The following is a 15619-nucleotide window of genomic DNA, read 5'->3' on the forward strand; positions in this document are numbered from 1 at the left end:
ACGGCCTAGACGACCCCCGCCGCCTTCCGCTCCTCCGCGGTCATCGGCGGAGCCGCGAGCGGCGGCTTCAGTGGTCCCCTCGCCGCCGCGAGCAGTACGCCCGGCGTCAGCAGCACCTCCGCCCCCCGCTCCAGTGACGTCACGTCGGTGACCCGGCGCGCGATACGGCCGTTGCCCGTCGCCGTGTACATCAGTCGCCCGACGTAGGCCGAAAGGAGCCGGTCCCGCACGGTGGGGCCCTGCTCCGTGGCGCCGGGGTAGAACACGTCCTGGCCGAGTGCCAGGTCCCACGCCGCGCGGACCGGCCGGGCGACCGCCCGCTGTACGCGGCGGGCCAGCCCGGGTGTGCCCCAGCCGTGCCGTCGTATCACCGCGCGGAGCCGCACCGCGCCCTGCGCGGCGGCGGACAGGCCGTGGCCGTAGACCGGGTTGAACACGGCGAGGGCGTCGCCGAGGACGGTGAAGTTCTCCGGCCAGACCGGCATACGTTCGTAGAAGTTCCGGCGGTTGAGCGTGGAGCGGGTGACCGACACGTCGGACAGCGGCTCGGCGCGCTCCAGCAGTTCGCCCAGCAGCGGATGGCGCAGCTTCTCGCGGGCGAAGGGGACGAAGTCCTCGCTCGCGGCTGAGGGTTCGCCGCCGCGGGTGCCGGCGAGGGTGACGATCCAGCGGCCGTTCTCGATGGGGAGCAGGAAGCCCGAGCGGCCGGGGCCCGCGCCCCGCGGATCGGGCTGCAGGTTGACCACCGGGAAGCCGTCGCGGGCCGTCTCGGGGGCGAGGAAGAGGCGGCTGGCATACACCAGGCCCGGGTCGATCTCCCGGCGCTCCGGCGCGGGCAGCCCGAGGTCCGCCAGCCACTGCGTGGCCCGCGACCCGCGCCCGGTGGCGTCGACCACGAGGCCGGCCGGCAGCGTGCGTTCGGCGCCGTCCCGCGTGCGGATCCGTACGCCGGTGACCGCGGCGTCGGTGCCGGTGAGGCCCAGCGCCTCGGTCTCCCCGAGGAGTTCGATCCGCTCGTCGGCGAGGACCCGTGCGCGGACCGTGGCGTCCAGCAGGTCCCGGCCGGCCAGGATCACATGGTGGGACTCGGGCCAGCGCCGGAACCAGCCTTGCGCCGAGAGCGCGACCACGCCCGTGGTGACCGGATGCCGGCGCCCCCCGGCGGCTTTCAGCGCGTCGGTGATCCCCGGCAGCAGCTCCTCCATGGCCCGTACCCCGCCCGACCACAGCATGTGCGCGTGCCGGGCCTGCGGCAGTCCCTTGCGGGGTGCGGGGCCCTCGGGCAGGGTGTCGCGCTCGACGATGACCACCCGGTCGGCGAACTCGGCGAGCGCGCCCGCCGCGAGCATGCCGGTGTGGGATCCCCCCAGTACGACGGCGGTTCTGAGGGGGGAGGGTCGGTCAGTCATGCGCGGGCACGCTCTCTGCGGGGGCGGCCGCGCGGGCACGGACCGCCGTGATCTCGTCGGGGTGGCGCAGGGCCCCGGACACGGCCTGGATCTCCTGGAGCAGATACGCCGTGTCGGGGCCGGACGGGGAGCCGGTGCCGTCGGCACGCAGCGGCCGTGCGCCGCCGGCCGCGTCCAGAAGGGTCACGGCGGCGGCCAGGGCCCTGGCCCGGTCCGGTTCGAAGCCGAGCGCGAGGGCGGAGTCGTACGAGCGGGCGCGCAGGTCCTCGTCCAGGTGCCGGGACAGTTGCAGCAGGGCGTCGCGGATGAAGGTCTCGCGGCGGATCAGACGCAGTTCGGCGGGGGCGTGCGGGGCGAACGGCTCGCGTTCGCCGGTGACGGTGCGCATCAGCTGGTAGAGGGGGGCCAGACCGCAGTGGCGCAGCCGGACGTGCCAGCGCTCGTGCAGGTACTGGCCGACGTGCGGCACGATGAAGCCCACCGCGACCAGGGTGGCGGACACGCACGCGCCCGCCGGGGCCAGGTTGGTGCTGAGCCAGTCCAGGTCGTGGCCGGTCCACCGGGCCACGAGGGCCGTGAGCTTGGCCGCGTCGAAGAACAGGTTGGTGGCGTAGCCGGCGCCCAGCAGCCCGAGCCCCCAGCGCAGCCAGGCGTCGAGGCCGTCGGTGCGGATCCAGTTCCAGATCAGCCGGGCCGTGATCGAGCAGGCCACGGTGTGCGCGAGGAGGTAGAGCAGGATCTCCTCGCGCATGAAGGGGGTGTTGGCGTAGTACGTGTCCAGGTCCCGCGTCCGCTCCACCGGCACGTCCGCGAGCGCGAACAGCACCCACAGGGCGACCACCACGCCCGCGTAGACGGCCACGACCCAGCGGGTCACCCGGCGCGTCTGGGCCGCATCGGAGCGGCCGTTGCGCCAGGCGATGATGAGCAGCAGCCAGGACGCGCAGAGCGCGGTGATCAGGGAGTACACCCAGGGCGCCGAGATGTTCGGCACCCCGGTGACCCGGTTCGTCCACCTGATGGTCCGCGGGGCCGCGAAGACGAACACCGCGCAGGCGAACAGCAGCAGACCGCCGACGGCGCGCAGCAGCGGGTCCCGCCACATCCTGATGATGCTGGGCAGCTTGATCGCCAGGGCGGCGGTCAGCACGGCCGTGGGGATCCAGAAGGAGACGGACAGCTCGCCGAGGAATCCCGCGGGATCGAGCGCCAGGATCACCGCCCTGCTCCTCTGTTTCCGGAACCTCGGTTCGCCTGCTCGCGTCCGCGGTAGCCCAGTGTCCGCTGCACCGGGCTCAGGGTGCGCTGCACCGGGCCGAGGGGGCGCCGGTCAGGTGGGGCCGGAACAGCGCGGCGAGGCGGTGCCCGAAGTCGTCCGCCTCGGCCTCGTCGGCCTCCCGGGAGCCGTTGCGGGCGGCCACCGTCAGGGGCGTGCCCCGCCAGCCGGGCGCGTCGGCGAGGGCGCGCGCCGCCGCGTCGCCGGTCAGGTGGTGGTGCCGGTGCCCGACGTGCAGGTGCCACAACTCATGGCCCAGGATGACCAGTTGCTGCACGGCCTCGGCCCGCTCCTCCACGATCACCAGGTCGAAGTCGGCGAACTCCAGCCACAGCCCGGTGACCTCGATCTCGTCCGGGAAGCGCTCGAAGCGCAGGCGCACCGGCCGCCCGTCGCGGGTCGCGCTCATCTCCTCGCACAGCGCCCGGCACAACTCCCGTACGTCGTCGGGCGCGTCGGGGCGGGCCCGGACGGCCGCGGCGAGGTCGCCGGCCAGCGAGCGCATCGCCGAGCCCGGCCGGAGGCGACGCAGCCGTGCGGTCAGGAGTGCCGCCCGCTCACGCGCGCCCGCGATGCTCATCGGTCCCCTTTCTGCCGGTCCGAGCGTACGCGGCTGGGCGTGTCCTCGTCATGGGATCCCGGCGACCGTCGTCAAAGAGAGAACCAACGTGATCAGACCGGCGTGACGGGCAGTCCGCCGCTCGCCCTGCCGAGCAGCGTCAGGCCCACCTTCCCCGGTCCCGACAGCGTGGTGAGCTCCGAGAGGACCGCCAGTGCGAGGGTGTTGGTGCCCCGGGTGCGCAGGATGCCGTTCGGCAGGACGAAGGTGTGCTGTGGGCCGACGCCGTTGATGTACTGGCCCAGGTTCCAGCCGTTGAGGAAGATCTGCGCGCGGTAGGCCCGGTACGGGTCGTCCTGAAGGGTCAGGCCGATCGAGGCGTCGACATCGGCCGGGACCGACAGCCGGAAGGTGGTCCGGTACCAGGTCACGCCCTGGTACCGGGCCGCCCGCGGGAAGGTCGCCTTCTCCCAGTCGTGGTCCCGGAAGCCGGGCAGATGCCAGCCTTCCCGCTCGCCGTACAGGCCGCCGTTGTTCATCGGGCCGCGCACGGGGTCGGGGGCCGCCGCGCCCTGGATCCGCCACCTCACCTTCGGTGAGGCGCCCTTGAAGGTGGCCGCGGTCAGACCGCGGGCCGCCTTGTGCGTGTCGAGCCCCTTGCCGTCCTGGTCGTGCTGCATGCGCCGCACCAGCACGGACAGCACGTGCCGGCCGGGCGAGCGCAGGGCCGCACGGATCGGGAACACCGCCGTGTCCGCCCAAGTCCCCTGCCGGACCGTGGTGTTCCGGTCCGGCACCGGCATCCGGTGGGTGCCCAGCGGCTCCCCGTCGAGCCAGGCCATCAGCAGGCCCTGCGTGCCCGTGCTGTAGGCGAGCGCGACCTCCTCCAGGCCGGTGGTGTCGGTGAAGGTGCCCCGGTACCAGACGTCCCCGTAGTGGAAGCCGTAGTCGTCGGCGAACAGCACCGGCCGGCCGTCGGGGACCGGCGTGGTGCTGAACGACGTCTTCTTGTCCGCGGTCTTCCAGTGCGAGTCGTCGAAGCTGGGCCCGACCTCGGGGTTCTCCGTCCGCATCCGCCAGCCGCCCAGCTCGGGCAGCTTCACCTCGGGGGCGGCGGGCAGCGGGCCGGTGGTCATCAGGCTGCCGGACATGGTCACCCGGGTGGGCAGGGTCCGCCCGTTCCACACCAGGGTGTCGATCCCGCGCGGCCCCCACACCTCCACGCTCGTCGTCTGCGTGACGTCACCCGTCAGGTGGACTTCCGAGCCGCGCAGTTCGACGTGCCGCAGCAGCGCCGGGCCGTACACCAGCAGGGTCCCGGAGGGGGTGTCGTACGGGAACAGCCGGGCGGCGGTGCCGTCGTCGGCGAAGAGCAGCAGCAGCGGGGTGCCGGTCTCGCCCTTCTGCACCAGCACCCGGGTGAGACCGCCCAGCCCCAGGGGGGCGTTGACATGCAGCTCGTCGTTGTCGACGACCCAGGCGGCCTCCGGGTCCAGCCGCATGACGTCCGGTTCGACCGGGCACTTCAGCACCAGCTCGGCCATCTCGCCCGGCCGTCCCGCGAACACGGCGATGTCCTGCCGGCCCGCGTTCAGGCACATCACGGGCTGCACATTCGCGTACTTCAGCGTCCGCCTGCCCAGCGAGAGCCCGGTGGTGAACAGCTTGGCGTCCTTGCCCGGCACGGTGACCCGCAGGCGGCCCTCGGCGGTCGGCAGGTCGGCGGTGACCGCCTGCGTGCCGTCATTGCGGGTGACGTAGACGTGCGCACCGGTGTCCGGGTTGGTCAGGTGGTAGACCTTCAGGCCCTCGGCGTGCACGTCCGCCGCCCGGTCCAGCTTGGCGAAGTCGGGCACGCGCTGGAGCAGGTGCCCGAGCTCGTGCATGGGCGTGATCTTCTCGGTCACGTTCCGTGCCTCGTCGATCGCCGCGCCATAGTCGTACGACGTGTAGACCACCGGCGCGGGCAGCCAGCCCCACGAGGTCCCGCCGAAGGTCATGTACACGTTGTGCAGGGTCAGGCCGTTGGCGAGGTTGGTGAGGTAGAAGCGGCGCTCGTACGCGGCGTCCGTCGTCCGCCGGGACTCGGCGTACCCCTTGCCGTCGAACCAGGCGCCGCCCCACGGGTCGAACCAGCCGCCGCCGAACTCGGGCACGAACCCGGGCGTGGACGGCGAGGCGCCGGCCCCGCCGTGCGCGCCGCCCGGACCGAACTTCCCCCAGTCCGGCGGGGTCTGCGACGGCGACGGATAGCCGTCGAACCCGTACAGCCAGCCGCCCCGCTCGCCGCCGGTGCCGAACGAGCCGGGGACCCAGTAGCCGTTGCGTCCCTTGTCGTTGTGGAACAGCGGGACGTCGATGCCGTCCGCCCGCACCTTCTTGTACAGATGGGACATATAGGCCCGGCCGGTGGCGTCGCCGGGGTGGGCGTCGTACTCGTTCTCGATCTGGTACAGCAGGATCGTGCCGGTGCCCTGGGTGAACAGGTGTCTGCGGGCGATCCGGTTCACCTGGGTCAGCCACTCGTCGACGTGCCCCAGATACGTCGGGTCGTCGGTCCGGGCCGTGCCCTTGGTCGCCGTCAGCCAGCCGGGGAAGCCGCCGCCGTCCACCTCGGCGTTGATGTACGGGCCGGGCCGCAGGATGACGTACAGGCCCGTCTCGGCGGCCATCCGCAGGAACAGGCCGAGGTCGCGGACGCCGGTGAAGTCGTAGCGGCCGGGCGCGGGGGAGTGGTAGTTCCAGGCCACGTAGATGCTCACGGCGTTGTAGCCGTGCGCCCGCATCTTCTGCAGCACGTCCCGCCACAGGGACGGGCTCGGCAGCCGGAAGGGGTGCATCTCGCCGGACCAGACGACCAGCCGTCTGCCGTCGACGAGCAGCGAGTACCGGTCGTAGCCGATGGTGTGCCGCTCGCCGTCGGCGCTCGGGGGTGCGGGCGCCGGACCGGTCGGCACACTGCGCGCCGCGTACGCCGAGGGCGCCCCGGGGCCGTCGCTGCCGCCCAGGGCGAGCCCGAGCGCGGTCGAGCCGGCCAGGGCACTGAAATTACGTCTGCTGAGCGCCAAAGGTGGATCCTCCCGGGCGATCTTACGGGGCGCGGGTGAAGGCCATTCTCCATGCGGCGACGCCCCACAATGGACCCATGAGGATCTCGGCACGGTCGGATTACGCGGTACGCGCGGTACTGGAACTGGCCGTACGGCAGGGTAATGGCCCGGTGAAGGCGGAGGAAATCGCCGCCGCCCAGGGCATCCCGCACAAGTTCCTGGAAGGGATCCTGGGCGACCTGAGGCGGGCCGGGATCGTCGACAGCCGGCGGGGTGGGGGCGGCGGCTACCGGCTGGCGCGGGATGCGGCCGAGGTCACCGTCGCAGACGTCATCCGGGCGGTGGACGGCCCGATCGTATCGGTGCGCGGTGAACGCCCGACGGGCCTCGCCTACACCGGCACCGCACAGCCCCTGCTGCCCCTGTGGATCGCGCTGCGCGCGGGCGTCCGCCGGATCCTGGAGGGCGTCACCCTCGCCGACCTCGCGGCGGACGCGCTGCCCGAGGCGGTGCAGGCCCTCGCGGCGGAGCCGGCGGCCTGGGAGAACCCCTAGGGGCCGGTGTGAACAGCCGGTTGTGAATGGCTGGAGTTCAATCTCCCGGGTGTGAGCGGGGCTTCCTACGATGCGGAGCGCTTCACAGGCTCCACACAGACCCCCCACACTCGACCACGGGAGAAACCATGGCTGGTGGCCTGCTCCTGAGCGGCGCCGTGGCGGCGCTGCTCACCACCGCGCTACCCGCGCACGCCCCCGCCGGGGGCGTGTTCGACAACCCGCCCCCGGACAAGATCGTCATCGACGTGGCGACGGTGAACGGCTCCGGCTGCCCCGAGGGCACCGCCGCGGTCGCCGTCTCACCGGACAACACCGCCTTCACGGTGACCTACAGCAACTACCTGGCCCAGGCCGGCGGCAACTCCGACCCCACGGCCTTCCGCAAGAACTGTCAGCTCAACCTGGTGGTCCACGTCCCCCAGGGCTTCACCTACGCGATAGCCAGCGCCGACTACCGGGGCTTCTTGTCGCTCCAGCCCGGCGCGAGCGCCACGCAGAAGGCCTCGTACTACTTCCAGGGCTCCTCGCAGACCGTCCCCAGGTCCCACCCCTTCTCCGGTTCCTACAACGACAACTGGCAGGCCACCGACAGCACGGACTGGGCCCAGCTGGTCTGGGCGCCCTGCGGCGTGCTGCGCAACTTCAACATCAACACCGAGCTGCGGGTGAACGCGGGCACCACCAACCCCGGCAAGGTCAGCTTCATGACGATGGACTCGACCGACGGGGACATCAGCACGGTGTACCACCTGGCGTGGAAGCAGTGCCCCAACGGGTAGCCGGGGGCGCGCCACGCCGGTCACTGTGAGTAGAAGATGGCCTTCGCCGATTCTCGCCGGTGAACGGTCATCCACCGGTTGACCTGGGGAAACGTTAGACCAGGGGTTATGCCCGCAAAGGGCGCGCGAGGGGCGCACGTCGAGTGCGTCGATATGCCTCGCGCGCCCTCCGGCTCGCTCACTGGACGTAAGCGCGTCTCTGCTACTTCTGGGCACGCAGCGTGACGACAAACAGGTCGTCGCGGCCTTACGCGCCATGGAAGGCGAGGCAGAGCCATGCCCCTCGACACAGTGACCGCACCCGCGGCCGGCCCGCAGTCGGAGCAGCAGCAGCGCGAGCAGCAGAGCCTCAGCACGGCGGCCGCGCGCAATCTCGCCACCACCACCAAGTCCGAACCTCAGATGCAGGGCATCAGCTCCCGCTGGGCGACCCGCATGCTGCCCTGGGTGAACGTGCCCGGCGCGACGTACCGGGTCAACCGCCGCCTGTCGTTCACCGTGGGCGACGGCCGGGTCTCCTTCGTGAAGACCGGCCCCAAGGTCGAGGTGATCCCCGAAGAACTGGGCGAACTGCCGCTGCTGCGCGGCTTCACGGACACCGACGTGCTCGGCGCACTGGCCGGCAAGTTCGTGCAGAAGGAGTTCACGCCGGGCCAGATCATCGTGCAGGAGGGCCGCAAGGCCGACCACGTGTACCTGATCGCGCACGGCAAGGTCGAGAAGATCGGCGAGGGCCCGTACGGCGACGAGGCCGTGATCGGACTGCTGGCCGACGGGGACACCTTCGGCGGCCGGGTGCTCGCCGGGCAGGCCAAGAAGTGGGACTTCACGGCCCGCGCGGCCACCGCCACCACGGTTCTCGCGCTGCCACTGACGGCGTACAAGGCGGTCGCCGACCGGTACGAGGCGCTGCGCAGGCACGTGCAGCACATCAGCGCCAACGGGCACCGCAAGCTGAACCGGTCGGGCGAGGCGGAGATCGCGCTCAGTGCGGGGCACATGGGTGAGGAGACGCTGCCGCAGACCTTCGCGGACTACGAACTCACGCCGCGCGAGTACGAGTTGAGCGTGGCGCAGACCGTGCTGCGGGTGCACAGCCGGGTCGCCGACCTCTACAACGAGCCGATGAACCAGACGCAGCAGCAGTTGCGGCTGACCATTGAGGCGCTGCGCGAGCGGCAGGAGCACGAGCTGATCAACAACCAGGAGTTCGGCCTGCTCAACAACGCCGACTTCGACCAGCGGATCTCCACCTTCTCGGGCCCGCCGGCCCCGGACGACATGGACGAGCTGCTGAGCATGCGGCGCAAGACCCGCTGCTTCCTCGCCCACCCCAAGGCGATCGCCGCGTTCGGCCGCCAGTGCAACAAGCGGGGCATCTACTTCGGCGGCATCGAGCTGAACGGCAACCACCTGCCCGCCTGGCGCGGGGTGCCGCTGCTGCCGTGCAGCAAGATCCCGATCAGCGAGCAGGGTACGACGTCGATCATCGCCATGCGCACCGGCGAGGACGATCAGGGCGTCATCGGCCTCTACCAGACCGGGATCCCGGACGAGGTCGAGCCCGGCCTGAACGTCCGCTTCATGGGCATCAACGAGCAGGCGATCATCTCCTACCTGGTCAGCACCTACTACTCGGCGGCCGTCCTGGTGCCCGACGCCCTCGGTGTCCTGGAGAACGTCGAGATCGCCCGCACGAACGGGAGCTGACGGCGGTGTCGCTGATCTCCCGGGTCACGGCCCCCGCCGCGACCCACGACATGGCGGGCCTGGTACAGGCCCTGCTGTCGGCGGGCCCCCGACCGCCGACACCGGCGCCGCCCGATCCGCCGTCCACCGCCCCCACACCCTCGGGCCCCACAGGCCTGGGTACGTCGGCGGCCCGCCTCTCCTTCAAGTCTGCGCCGCCCCCGCACCCGGCCCACCCCCCCGGACTCCCGCTCCCGCTGCCGACGCCGACTCCGGTGGCCGGGCAGCGGACGGCGGGTCATGTTCCGGCGATCGGTCATCCCTCGGCGCCCGCCGGAGATCCGCCACCGACGGCCGCTGATCCGTCCGCGTCCGTACCTCAGTTGTCCACGGCGGCCGGGCAGCCGCCGGCGGATGCGTCCCCTTCTCCGGTCGCGCCGCCCACCGGCCCCGCTGGTCTGGGTGTGTCAGCGGCGGCCCTGGGTCGTACCGGTCGTGGTGTATCGGGGGTGGGGGATCGGCCGGATGCCGGGGAGTCGGCGGCGGGTGTGTCTTCCTCTCCGGTTGTGCCGCCCAGTGGCCCCACCGGACAAGGTGCATCGGCGGCGGCCCTGGGTCGTACCGGTCGTGGTGTATCGGGGGTGGGGGATCGGCCGGATGCCGGGGAGTCGGCGGCGGGTGTGTCTTCCTCTCCGGTTGTGCCGCCCAGTGGCCCCACCGGACAAGCTGTGTCGGCGGCGGCCCTGGGTCGTACCGGTCGTGGTGTATCGGGGGTGGGGGATCGGCCGGATGCCGGGCAGGCGGCGGGGAGTGTGGCCCGGTCACCGGTTGTGCCGCCCAGTGGCCCCACCGGAGCAGGTGCATCGGCGGTGGAGCATCGGCCGGATGCCGGGGAGGTGGCCGGCGGTGTGTCCCGGTTGGTGGCTGTGCTGCCCACCGGGCCCACCGGGCTGGGCACTTCGGCGGTGGGGCTCGGCCGTGCCGGGTATGGGGTATCGGGGGCAGCCGCCCGTGCCGCCGGGGCCGAGTCCCGCCGGGAGGAGGCGGCGCAGGGATCCCGGCTCGGTCGGCGTCTGCACTGCCCGCCCGCCGTGCGGGACGATCCGGCGCTGGGGGAGACGGTCACCGGGCGTCTGGTGGAGTGGGCCGAGGAGATGGGGATCTACCCGGGGCAGCTGGACAAGATCCGCAAGGCCGACTTCGGCCGGCTCATCATGCTCGCCCACCCCGAGTCGGACGACCCCGACCGACTGCTCGCGGCGGCCAAGTGCGCGTTGTCGGAGTGGGCCGTCGACGACCACTACGTGGACGGCGAGGTCGAGGAGGCCCGGCCCGAGGAACTCGGCCAACGGCTCGCCATCGCCCACTCGGTGATCGACCAGGCCCAGCTCCCGCTCGGCTACGCCCCTCAGCTCGAAGAGGTCGTCACCGCGGACCCGGTCATGCGGGCCCTCAGGGACAGCCTGCGCAACCTCCACACGTACGCGACGACCTCACAGGTGCGCCGGCTCCGCCACGAGCTGGGCATCATGTTCGTCGCCTACAACCAGGAGGGCTACTGGCAGGCCTCGGGGCACATCCCGCCCGTCTGGGAGTTCCTGATGCACCGGCACGAGAACAGCTTCGTGCCGTGCATGGTCCTCGTCGACGCGATCGCCGGGTACGAGGTCCCCTACGGCGAGTTCGCCGACCCCCGCGTACGCCGCGCGTTCACCATGGCGGGCACCGCCACCGTCATCGTCAACGACCTCTACTCCATGGCCAAGGAGAAGGACCCGACGGACTTCAGCCTGCCCCGGCTGATCGCCGCCGAGGACGGCTGCTCGCTGGAGGAGGCCGTGGACCGCACGGTCGACATCCACAACGAGCTGATGCTCACCTTCGAGGCCGAGGCGGCCGCGCTCGCCCGGACCGGCTCCCCCGAACTGCGCCGTTTCCTGGCCGGCACCTGGGCCTGGGTCGGCGGCAGCCGTGAGTGGCACGCCACCAGCGGCCGCTACCACGAGACCGCGCACGCCGCCTGACCCCGCGCGTCGCCGCGCGCATCCCCACCTCAGCTCCCAGCCCTCCGTAAGGAAGCCCCATGTCCAAGATCTCCACCCAGATGGAAAGCATCGCCATGCGTGATGTCCTGCGCACCGACTACCAGAAGTCGGTCGCGGAGTACTGGAACAAGGAGAAGGACCCGGTCAACATCAAGCTCGGCGAGATCGACGGGCTCTACCACCACCACTACGGCCTCGGCGAGTGGGACCCCTCGGTCCTCGCCGGCCCCACCGAGACCCGCGACCAGCGCATCATCGAGGAACTGCACCGCCTGGAGACCGCGCAGGCCGACGTGCTCCTCGACCACCTCGGTGACATCGCCCCCGACGACCACCTCCTGGACGCCGGTTCCGGCCGGGGCGGCACCAGCATCATGGCCAACGCGCGCTTCGGCTGCCACGTGGACGGCGTCAGCATCTCCGAGCAGCAGGTCGACTTCGCCAACGAGCAGGCGAAACAGCGCGGGGTGATGGACAAGGTCCACTTCCACTTCCGCAACATGCTCGACACCCGTCTGGAGACCGGATCGCGCCGCGCGATCTGGACCAACGAGACGACCATGTACGTCGACCTGTTCGAACTGTTCGCCGAGTTCTCCCGCCTGCTGGAGTACGGCGGACGCTACGTCTGCATCACCGGCTGCTCCAACGACGTCACCGGCATGCGCACCAAGGCCGTCAGCAGGATCGACGAGCACTACACCTGCAACATCCACCCGCGCAGCGAGTACTTCAGGGCGCTGGCGGCGAACAACCTGGTGCCCATCCAGGTGGTGGACCTGACCCCGGACACGATCCCCTACTGGGAACTGCGCGCCAAGTCGTCCGTGGCCACCGGCATCGAGGAGCCCTTTCTCACCGCGTACAAGGAGGGCAGTTTCCACTACCTCCTCATCGCGGCCGACCGGATCTGATCGAACCAGGGCGCATTCGTGGTGCCGTACGCGCGGGGACGTGCGACACCACGCCCGGCGCGGGAGCCTGACCGCAGGCCTGCCACCCGCCTGCGGGGGTAACGAGTCACACGTGGGAGACGACATGAGAGCAGATCGCCCGTGGGGCAAGGCCGTTGTCATCGGCGGCAGCTATGCGGGGCTCGTGACCGCACGCGTACTGTCCGATTTCTTCCGCGAGGTCGTCCTCGTGGAACGGGACGCCGTCGACGAGGACACCGGCGCACATCCGGGTGCTCCGCAGGGCTATCACGCGCACGCGATGCTGGCCAAGGGCGGGGAGGTCCTGGAGCGGCTGTTCCCCGGACTGCGCGACGAACTGAGAGAGGCGGGAGCGCCGGTCTTCGACTACGGAGAGGGCATCGACTTCCTGCTGCCCGTCGGACGAGCGCCACGGCAGCGTACGGGCGTCCGGATCCAGAGCTTCACCCGCGACGAGCTGGAACGCCGCCTGCGCCGCAAGGTGCTCGCGCTTGCTCAGGTCAGGCTGCTGCCGTCCACCCAGTGCACGGGCCTGACCCGGGACTACGCGGGCCGCGTGAGCGGCGTGACGTGCCGGTCCGAGAGCGAGGAGTCCTTCGAGCTGACCGCCGACCTGGTCATCGACGCCTCCGGACGGTCCAGTTCCCTGACGGACTGGCTGAACGTGATGGGTGTCACCGTGCCGCCCAAGCGGACCGTGAAGGCGAAGGTCACCTACACGTCGATGAACTTCGACCGGCCGGCGCAGGACCATTCCGGCCACCCGGACTTCTACGTCGCCTATCAGATGATGTTCGCTCCCAGCGTGCCCCGGGCCGGGGTCCTGCTCGCCGTGGAGCGCGACCGGTGGACCTGCTCGCTGTTCGGGTTCCAGGACCAGCCGCCGACCGACGACGAGGGCTACCTGGAGTTCGCGGAGAGCCTGGACAACCCGCGCCTGGCCGAGCAGATCGCCCGGCGCACCGTCCAGGAGCCGACCCGTCGCTACACCAACGCCGACAACCAGTGGCGGCCCTACCACGCCGTCACCAACTGGCCGGAGCGCCTCCTCGCCGTCGGCGACGCCGTCTGCGTCTTCAACCCCGTCTACGGCCAGGGTCTGACGGTGGCCGCGATGGAGGCGGAGCTGCTCCAGGGCATGCTGAAGCGACGCAGCGCGACCGGGCGGCTGGACGGCCTCGCCCCCGGATTCCAGAAGAAGGTGGGCCGTCTGCTGCTGGGCCCGTGGACGCTGTCCACCAACTCGGACCTGATGTGGACCCCGAAGGGCCAGCCCCTCGCCGCGCGCTTCGCCCACTGGTACAACACGCGTCTGTTCCACGTGGCGGTGAAGGACGCGGCCGTCTGGACGAGGTTCGTCCGCGTGGTGAACATGGTGGCCTCACCGGCCCTGTTGTTCCATCCCCTGGTGGCCCTGAAGGTCCTGACGGTCACTTCCCGGCGTACGTGACGAACGCCGACCAGGAGTCGGGGGAGAGGGCGAGCCGGGGACCTTGCTGGTGTTGGTGGACGCGTTGGCCGATCGGTGGGAGGTGGTCGACCGCGACCCGCTCGGGAAGACCGTGCGGGCCGAGGTCGACATGCCCGCGCGGCTCAGTCGCCAAGTCGCCCTTCTCGGTCCCCCGCCGGTCAGGCGCCCGCCGCGTTCGGCCAGCTCTGCGCATTGGGCCAGCCCGTGGCCGGAGCCGGGGTCAGATCGGTCGCCGGGGCCGTCATGCCGCGCACCTGGGCCGCCGTGAGACCGCCGCGCGCCGGAACCCCCGGGGGAGTGGGGGCCACCATGGCGGCCGGAACCGGAGCGGGCACGGGTACGGGCATCGGCGCAGGCACGGGCGTCGGCGCGGGCAGCGGTGCCGGCAGGGGAGCGGGTGCCGGTACCGGCTGGGGGACCGGTACCGGCTGGGGGACCGGCGCCGGCTGGGGGACCGGCGCCGGTGCCACAGGCTGCTGCACCGGCGCGGGCTGCGGTGCCGTCGGCTGAGCCGCGGGCAGGGGCTGTGCCGCGGGCAGGGGCTGCGATACGGCCGGCTGAGGCGCCGCAGGCTGAGGCGCCGCGGGCAATTGCAACCCGCCGCCGTTGGTCTCGCTCATCAGCCGGTCCACCGCCGCCGTACCCGAGCTGTAGCTGGTCCCGGTACTCAGCTCGGGTACGGCGGCTCCCCTCCTGGACCCGTAGAGCACCTGCTCCAGGCCGGACACCAGGCGACGCACGTCGACCTGGGGGCGCACCACGAGTCTCAGGAAGCGGCTGGAGGAACCGATCTTGTTGCCGCACTCGCGGACCAGGATCCGGTGCTCGGTGAGCATCCGGTCCCGGACCACCGTGCCCTCGGCGCCGACGGGGAGGCGTACGAACAGGAAGTTCCCTTGGGAGGGGAACACCGTCAGCCCCGGCAGTGCGGAGAGGTGGCTGGCCATCTCCAGGCGGTCGCGGCGGATCTGCTGAAGGCTCTGCGCGTATTCGGCTCCGTGTTCCTTCAGCATGAACACCACGTGCTCGGCGAAGGAGTTGAGGTTCCACTTCGGCAGCATGGACCGCACCTTGCCCGCCAGGGCCGGATTGGCGACCAGGTAGCCGAAGCGGACGCCGTGCAGGCCGAAGTTCTTGCCGAGGCTGCGCAGGACGACGACGTTCGGGCGGATCATGGCCTCCTGGACGACGCTGGGCTCGGCTTCGGCGTCGGCGAACTCCAGGAAGGACTCGTCCACGATCACCAGGTCCAGGTCGGTCATCGCGTCCATGAACTGCACCACCGACTGCTTGCGCAGATAGCCGCCGTCGGGGTTGTTCGGGTTGCAGATCACCGCCACCCGGGTGCCGCGCCGCCGGATGAACTCGGCGTACTGGGCGAGGTCCAGGGCGAAACCGCTCGCCTCCTGGAGCGGGAACATGTCGACCCGTTTGCCAGTCTCCATCGGCTGGTCCGTCCAGCGGCCGAAGGTGGGGACCGGAACCGCCAGGGACTCACGGACCAGCAAGTGGTCGATCCAGGTGATCAGTTCGGTGGATCCGTTGCCCATCGCCACGCACTGCGGCGGCAGCTGGAGCAGGGTGCACAGCTCGCCGGTGATGGTGTCGGCGCCGCTCGGGTAGTACGTGATGATCTCGTGCAACCGCGCCGACAGTTCCTCGAACATGGCCGGTGTCGGGAAGTACGGGTTGCACGGAATGCAGAAGTCCACCGGGCCGGTTCCGTCGCCGCCCTCCCGCGTCAGCGCCGCCATCGAGGGGCTGTGCGCGGTGGCGCCGCGGAACAACGAGGTGACGTTGCCGGCCAAGAGAACCTCCGTCCATGGGTGGCCCGTGCGGGGGAGCACGG

General features: G+C 71.3%; 11 protein-coding genes and 1 pseudogene. 7 read left to right on the top strand and 5 right to left on the bottom strand.

Translation table 11 applies throughout. From position 1 onward, the window contains the following. Window positions 1–5: 5 nt before the first annotated feature. The 4 genes from BFF78_RS28935 to BFF78_RS28950 all read right to left on the bottom strand — a co-directional run bounded on the left by BFF78_RS28935 (window position 6) and on the right by BFF78_RS28950 (window position 6312). On the bottom strand, window positions 6–1409 hold the full coding sequence (locus BFF78_RS28935; RefSeq protein ID WP_107440921.1) for an FAD-dependent oxidoreductase: 1404 nt from the start codon (window positions 1407–1409) through the stop codon (window positions 6–8). Continuing rightward, the gene (locus tag BFF78_RS28940; RefSeq protein WP_069781087.1) at window positions 1402–2628 is read right to left on the bottom strand and encodes an MAB_1171c family putative transporter; all 1227 of its coding nucleotides are present in this window, start codon (window positions 2626–2628) and stop codon (window positions 1402–1404) included. Before BFF78_RS28940 ends, BFF78_RS28935 begins: the two co-directional genes overlap by 8 nt. A 76-nt stretch (window positions 2629–2704) precedes the next feature. Beyond that, window positions 2705–3265 carry a toxin-antitoxin system, toxin component family protein gene (locus BFF78_RS28945; protein WP_227025959.1) on the bottom strand — a complete coding sequence of 187 codons (561 nt, stop codon included), beginning with the start codon at window positions 3263–3265 and terminating at the stop codon, window positions 2705–2707. A 92-nt stretch (window positions 3266–3357) separates the two neighbouring features. Continuing rightward, window positions 3358–6312, bottom strand: a complete 2955-nt coding sequence (locus tag BFF78_RS28950) for a glycoside hydrolase family 35 protein (protein ID WP_069781088.1) — start codon at window positions 6310–6312, stop codon at window positions 3358–3360. A 77-nt stretch (window positions 6313–6389) separates the two neighbouring features. Here BFF78_RS28950 and BFF78_RS28955 point away from each other — a divergent pair, with 77 nt between their 5' ends. The 7 genes and pseudogenes from BFF78_RS28955 to BFF78_RS50235 form a co-directional block, all read left to right on the top strand. Next, a complete protein-coding gene (locus BFF78_RS28955) occupies window positions 6390–6848 on the top strand; it encodes an RrF2 family transcriptional regulator (protein ID WP_069781089.1) in 459 nt (152 codons plus the stop codon). A 128-nt stretch (window positions 6849–6976) separates the two neighbouring features. Further along, window positions 6977–7630, top strand: a complete 654-nt coding sequence (locus BFF78_RS28960; protein ID WP_069781090.1) for a DUF4360 domain-containing protein — start codon at window positions 6977–6979, stop codon at window positions 7628–7630. Between the two features lie 276 nt (window positions 7631–7906). Beyond that, window positions 7907–9340: a family 2B encapsulin nanocompartment shell protein gene (locus BFF78_RS28965; RefSeq protein WP_069781091.1), complete on the top strand. Its 1434-nt coding sequence runs from the start codon at window positions 7907–7909 to the stop codon at window positions 9338–9340. 848 nt (window positions 9341–10188) lie between these two features. Beyond that, window positions 10189–11343: a family 2 encapsulin nanocompartment cargo protein terpene cyclase gene (locus BFF78_RS28970; protein ID WP_227025960.1), complete on the top strand. Its 1155-nt coding sequence runs from the start codon at window positions 10189–10191 to the stop codon at window positions 11341–11343. A 59-nt stretch (window positions 11344–11402) separates the two neighbouring features. After that, entirely contained in the window at window positions 11403–12278 is an 876-nt protein-coding gene (locus tag BFF78_RS28975; protein ID WP_227025961.1) for a geranyl diphosphate 2-C-methyltransferase, read from the top strand. A 124-nt stretch (window positions 12279–12402) separates the two neighbouring features. Next, a complete protein-coding gene (locus BFF78_RS28980) occupies window positions 12403–13749 on the top strand; it encodes an FAD-dependent oxidoreductase (RefSeq protein WP_159033076.1) in 1347 nt (448 codons plus the stop codon). A 7-nt stretch (window positions 13750–13756) separates the two neighbouring features. Further along, a pseudogene (locus BFF78_RS50235) lies at window positions 13757–13897 on the top strand (ATP-binding protein); the annotation flags it as partial. A 31-nt stretch (window positions 13898–13928) separates the two neighbouring features. On the opposite strand, the gene BFF78_RS28985 reads toward BFF78_RS50235, so the two are convergent. Then, on the bottom strand, window positions 13929–15578 hold the full coding sequence (locus BFF78_RS28985) for a pyridoxal phosphate-dependent aminotransferase (protein WP_069781094.1): 1650 nt from the start codon (window positions 15576–15578) through the stop codon (window positions 13929–13931). Window positions 15579–15619: the final 41 nt, after the last annotated feature.

It is taken from the genome of Streptomyces fodineus, from assembly GCF_001735805.1.
Taxonomy (GTDB): Bacteria; Actinomycetota; Actinomycetes; order Streptomycetales; family Streptomycetaceae; genus Streptomyces; species Streptomyces fodineus.

Coding starts and splice junctions, on each gene's coding strand:
- BFF78_RS28980 (WP_159033076.1), top strand. CDS start 12,403: ATGAGAGCAGATCGCCCGTGGGGCAAGGCCGTTGTCATCGGCGGCAGC.
- BFF78_RS28945 (WP_227025959.1), bottom strand. CDS start 3,265: ATGAGCATCGCGGGCGCGCGTGAGCGGGCGGCACTCCTGACCGCACGG.
- BFF78_RS28955 (WP_069781089.1), top strand. CDS start 6,390: ATGAGGATCTCGGCACGGTCGGATTACGCGGTACGCGCGGTACTGGAA.
- BFF78_RS28965 (WP_069781091.1), top strand. CDS start 7,907: ATGCCCCTCGACACAGTGACCGCACCCGCGGCCGGCCCGCAGTCGGAG.
- BFF78_RS28960 (WP_069781090.1), top strand. CDS start 6,977: ATGGCTGGTGGCCTGCTCCTGAGCGGCGCCGTGGCGGCGCTGCTCACC.
- BFF78_RS28935 (WP_107440921.1), bottom strand. CDS start 1,409: ATGACTGACCGACCCTCCCCCCTCAGAACCGCCGTCGTACTGGGGGGA.
- BFF78_RS28975 (WP_227025961.1), top strand. CDS start 11,403: ATGTCCAAGATCTCCACCCAGATGGAAAGCATCGCCATGCGTGATGTC.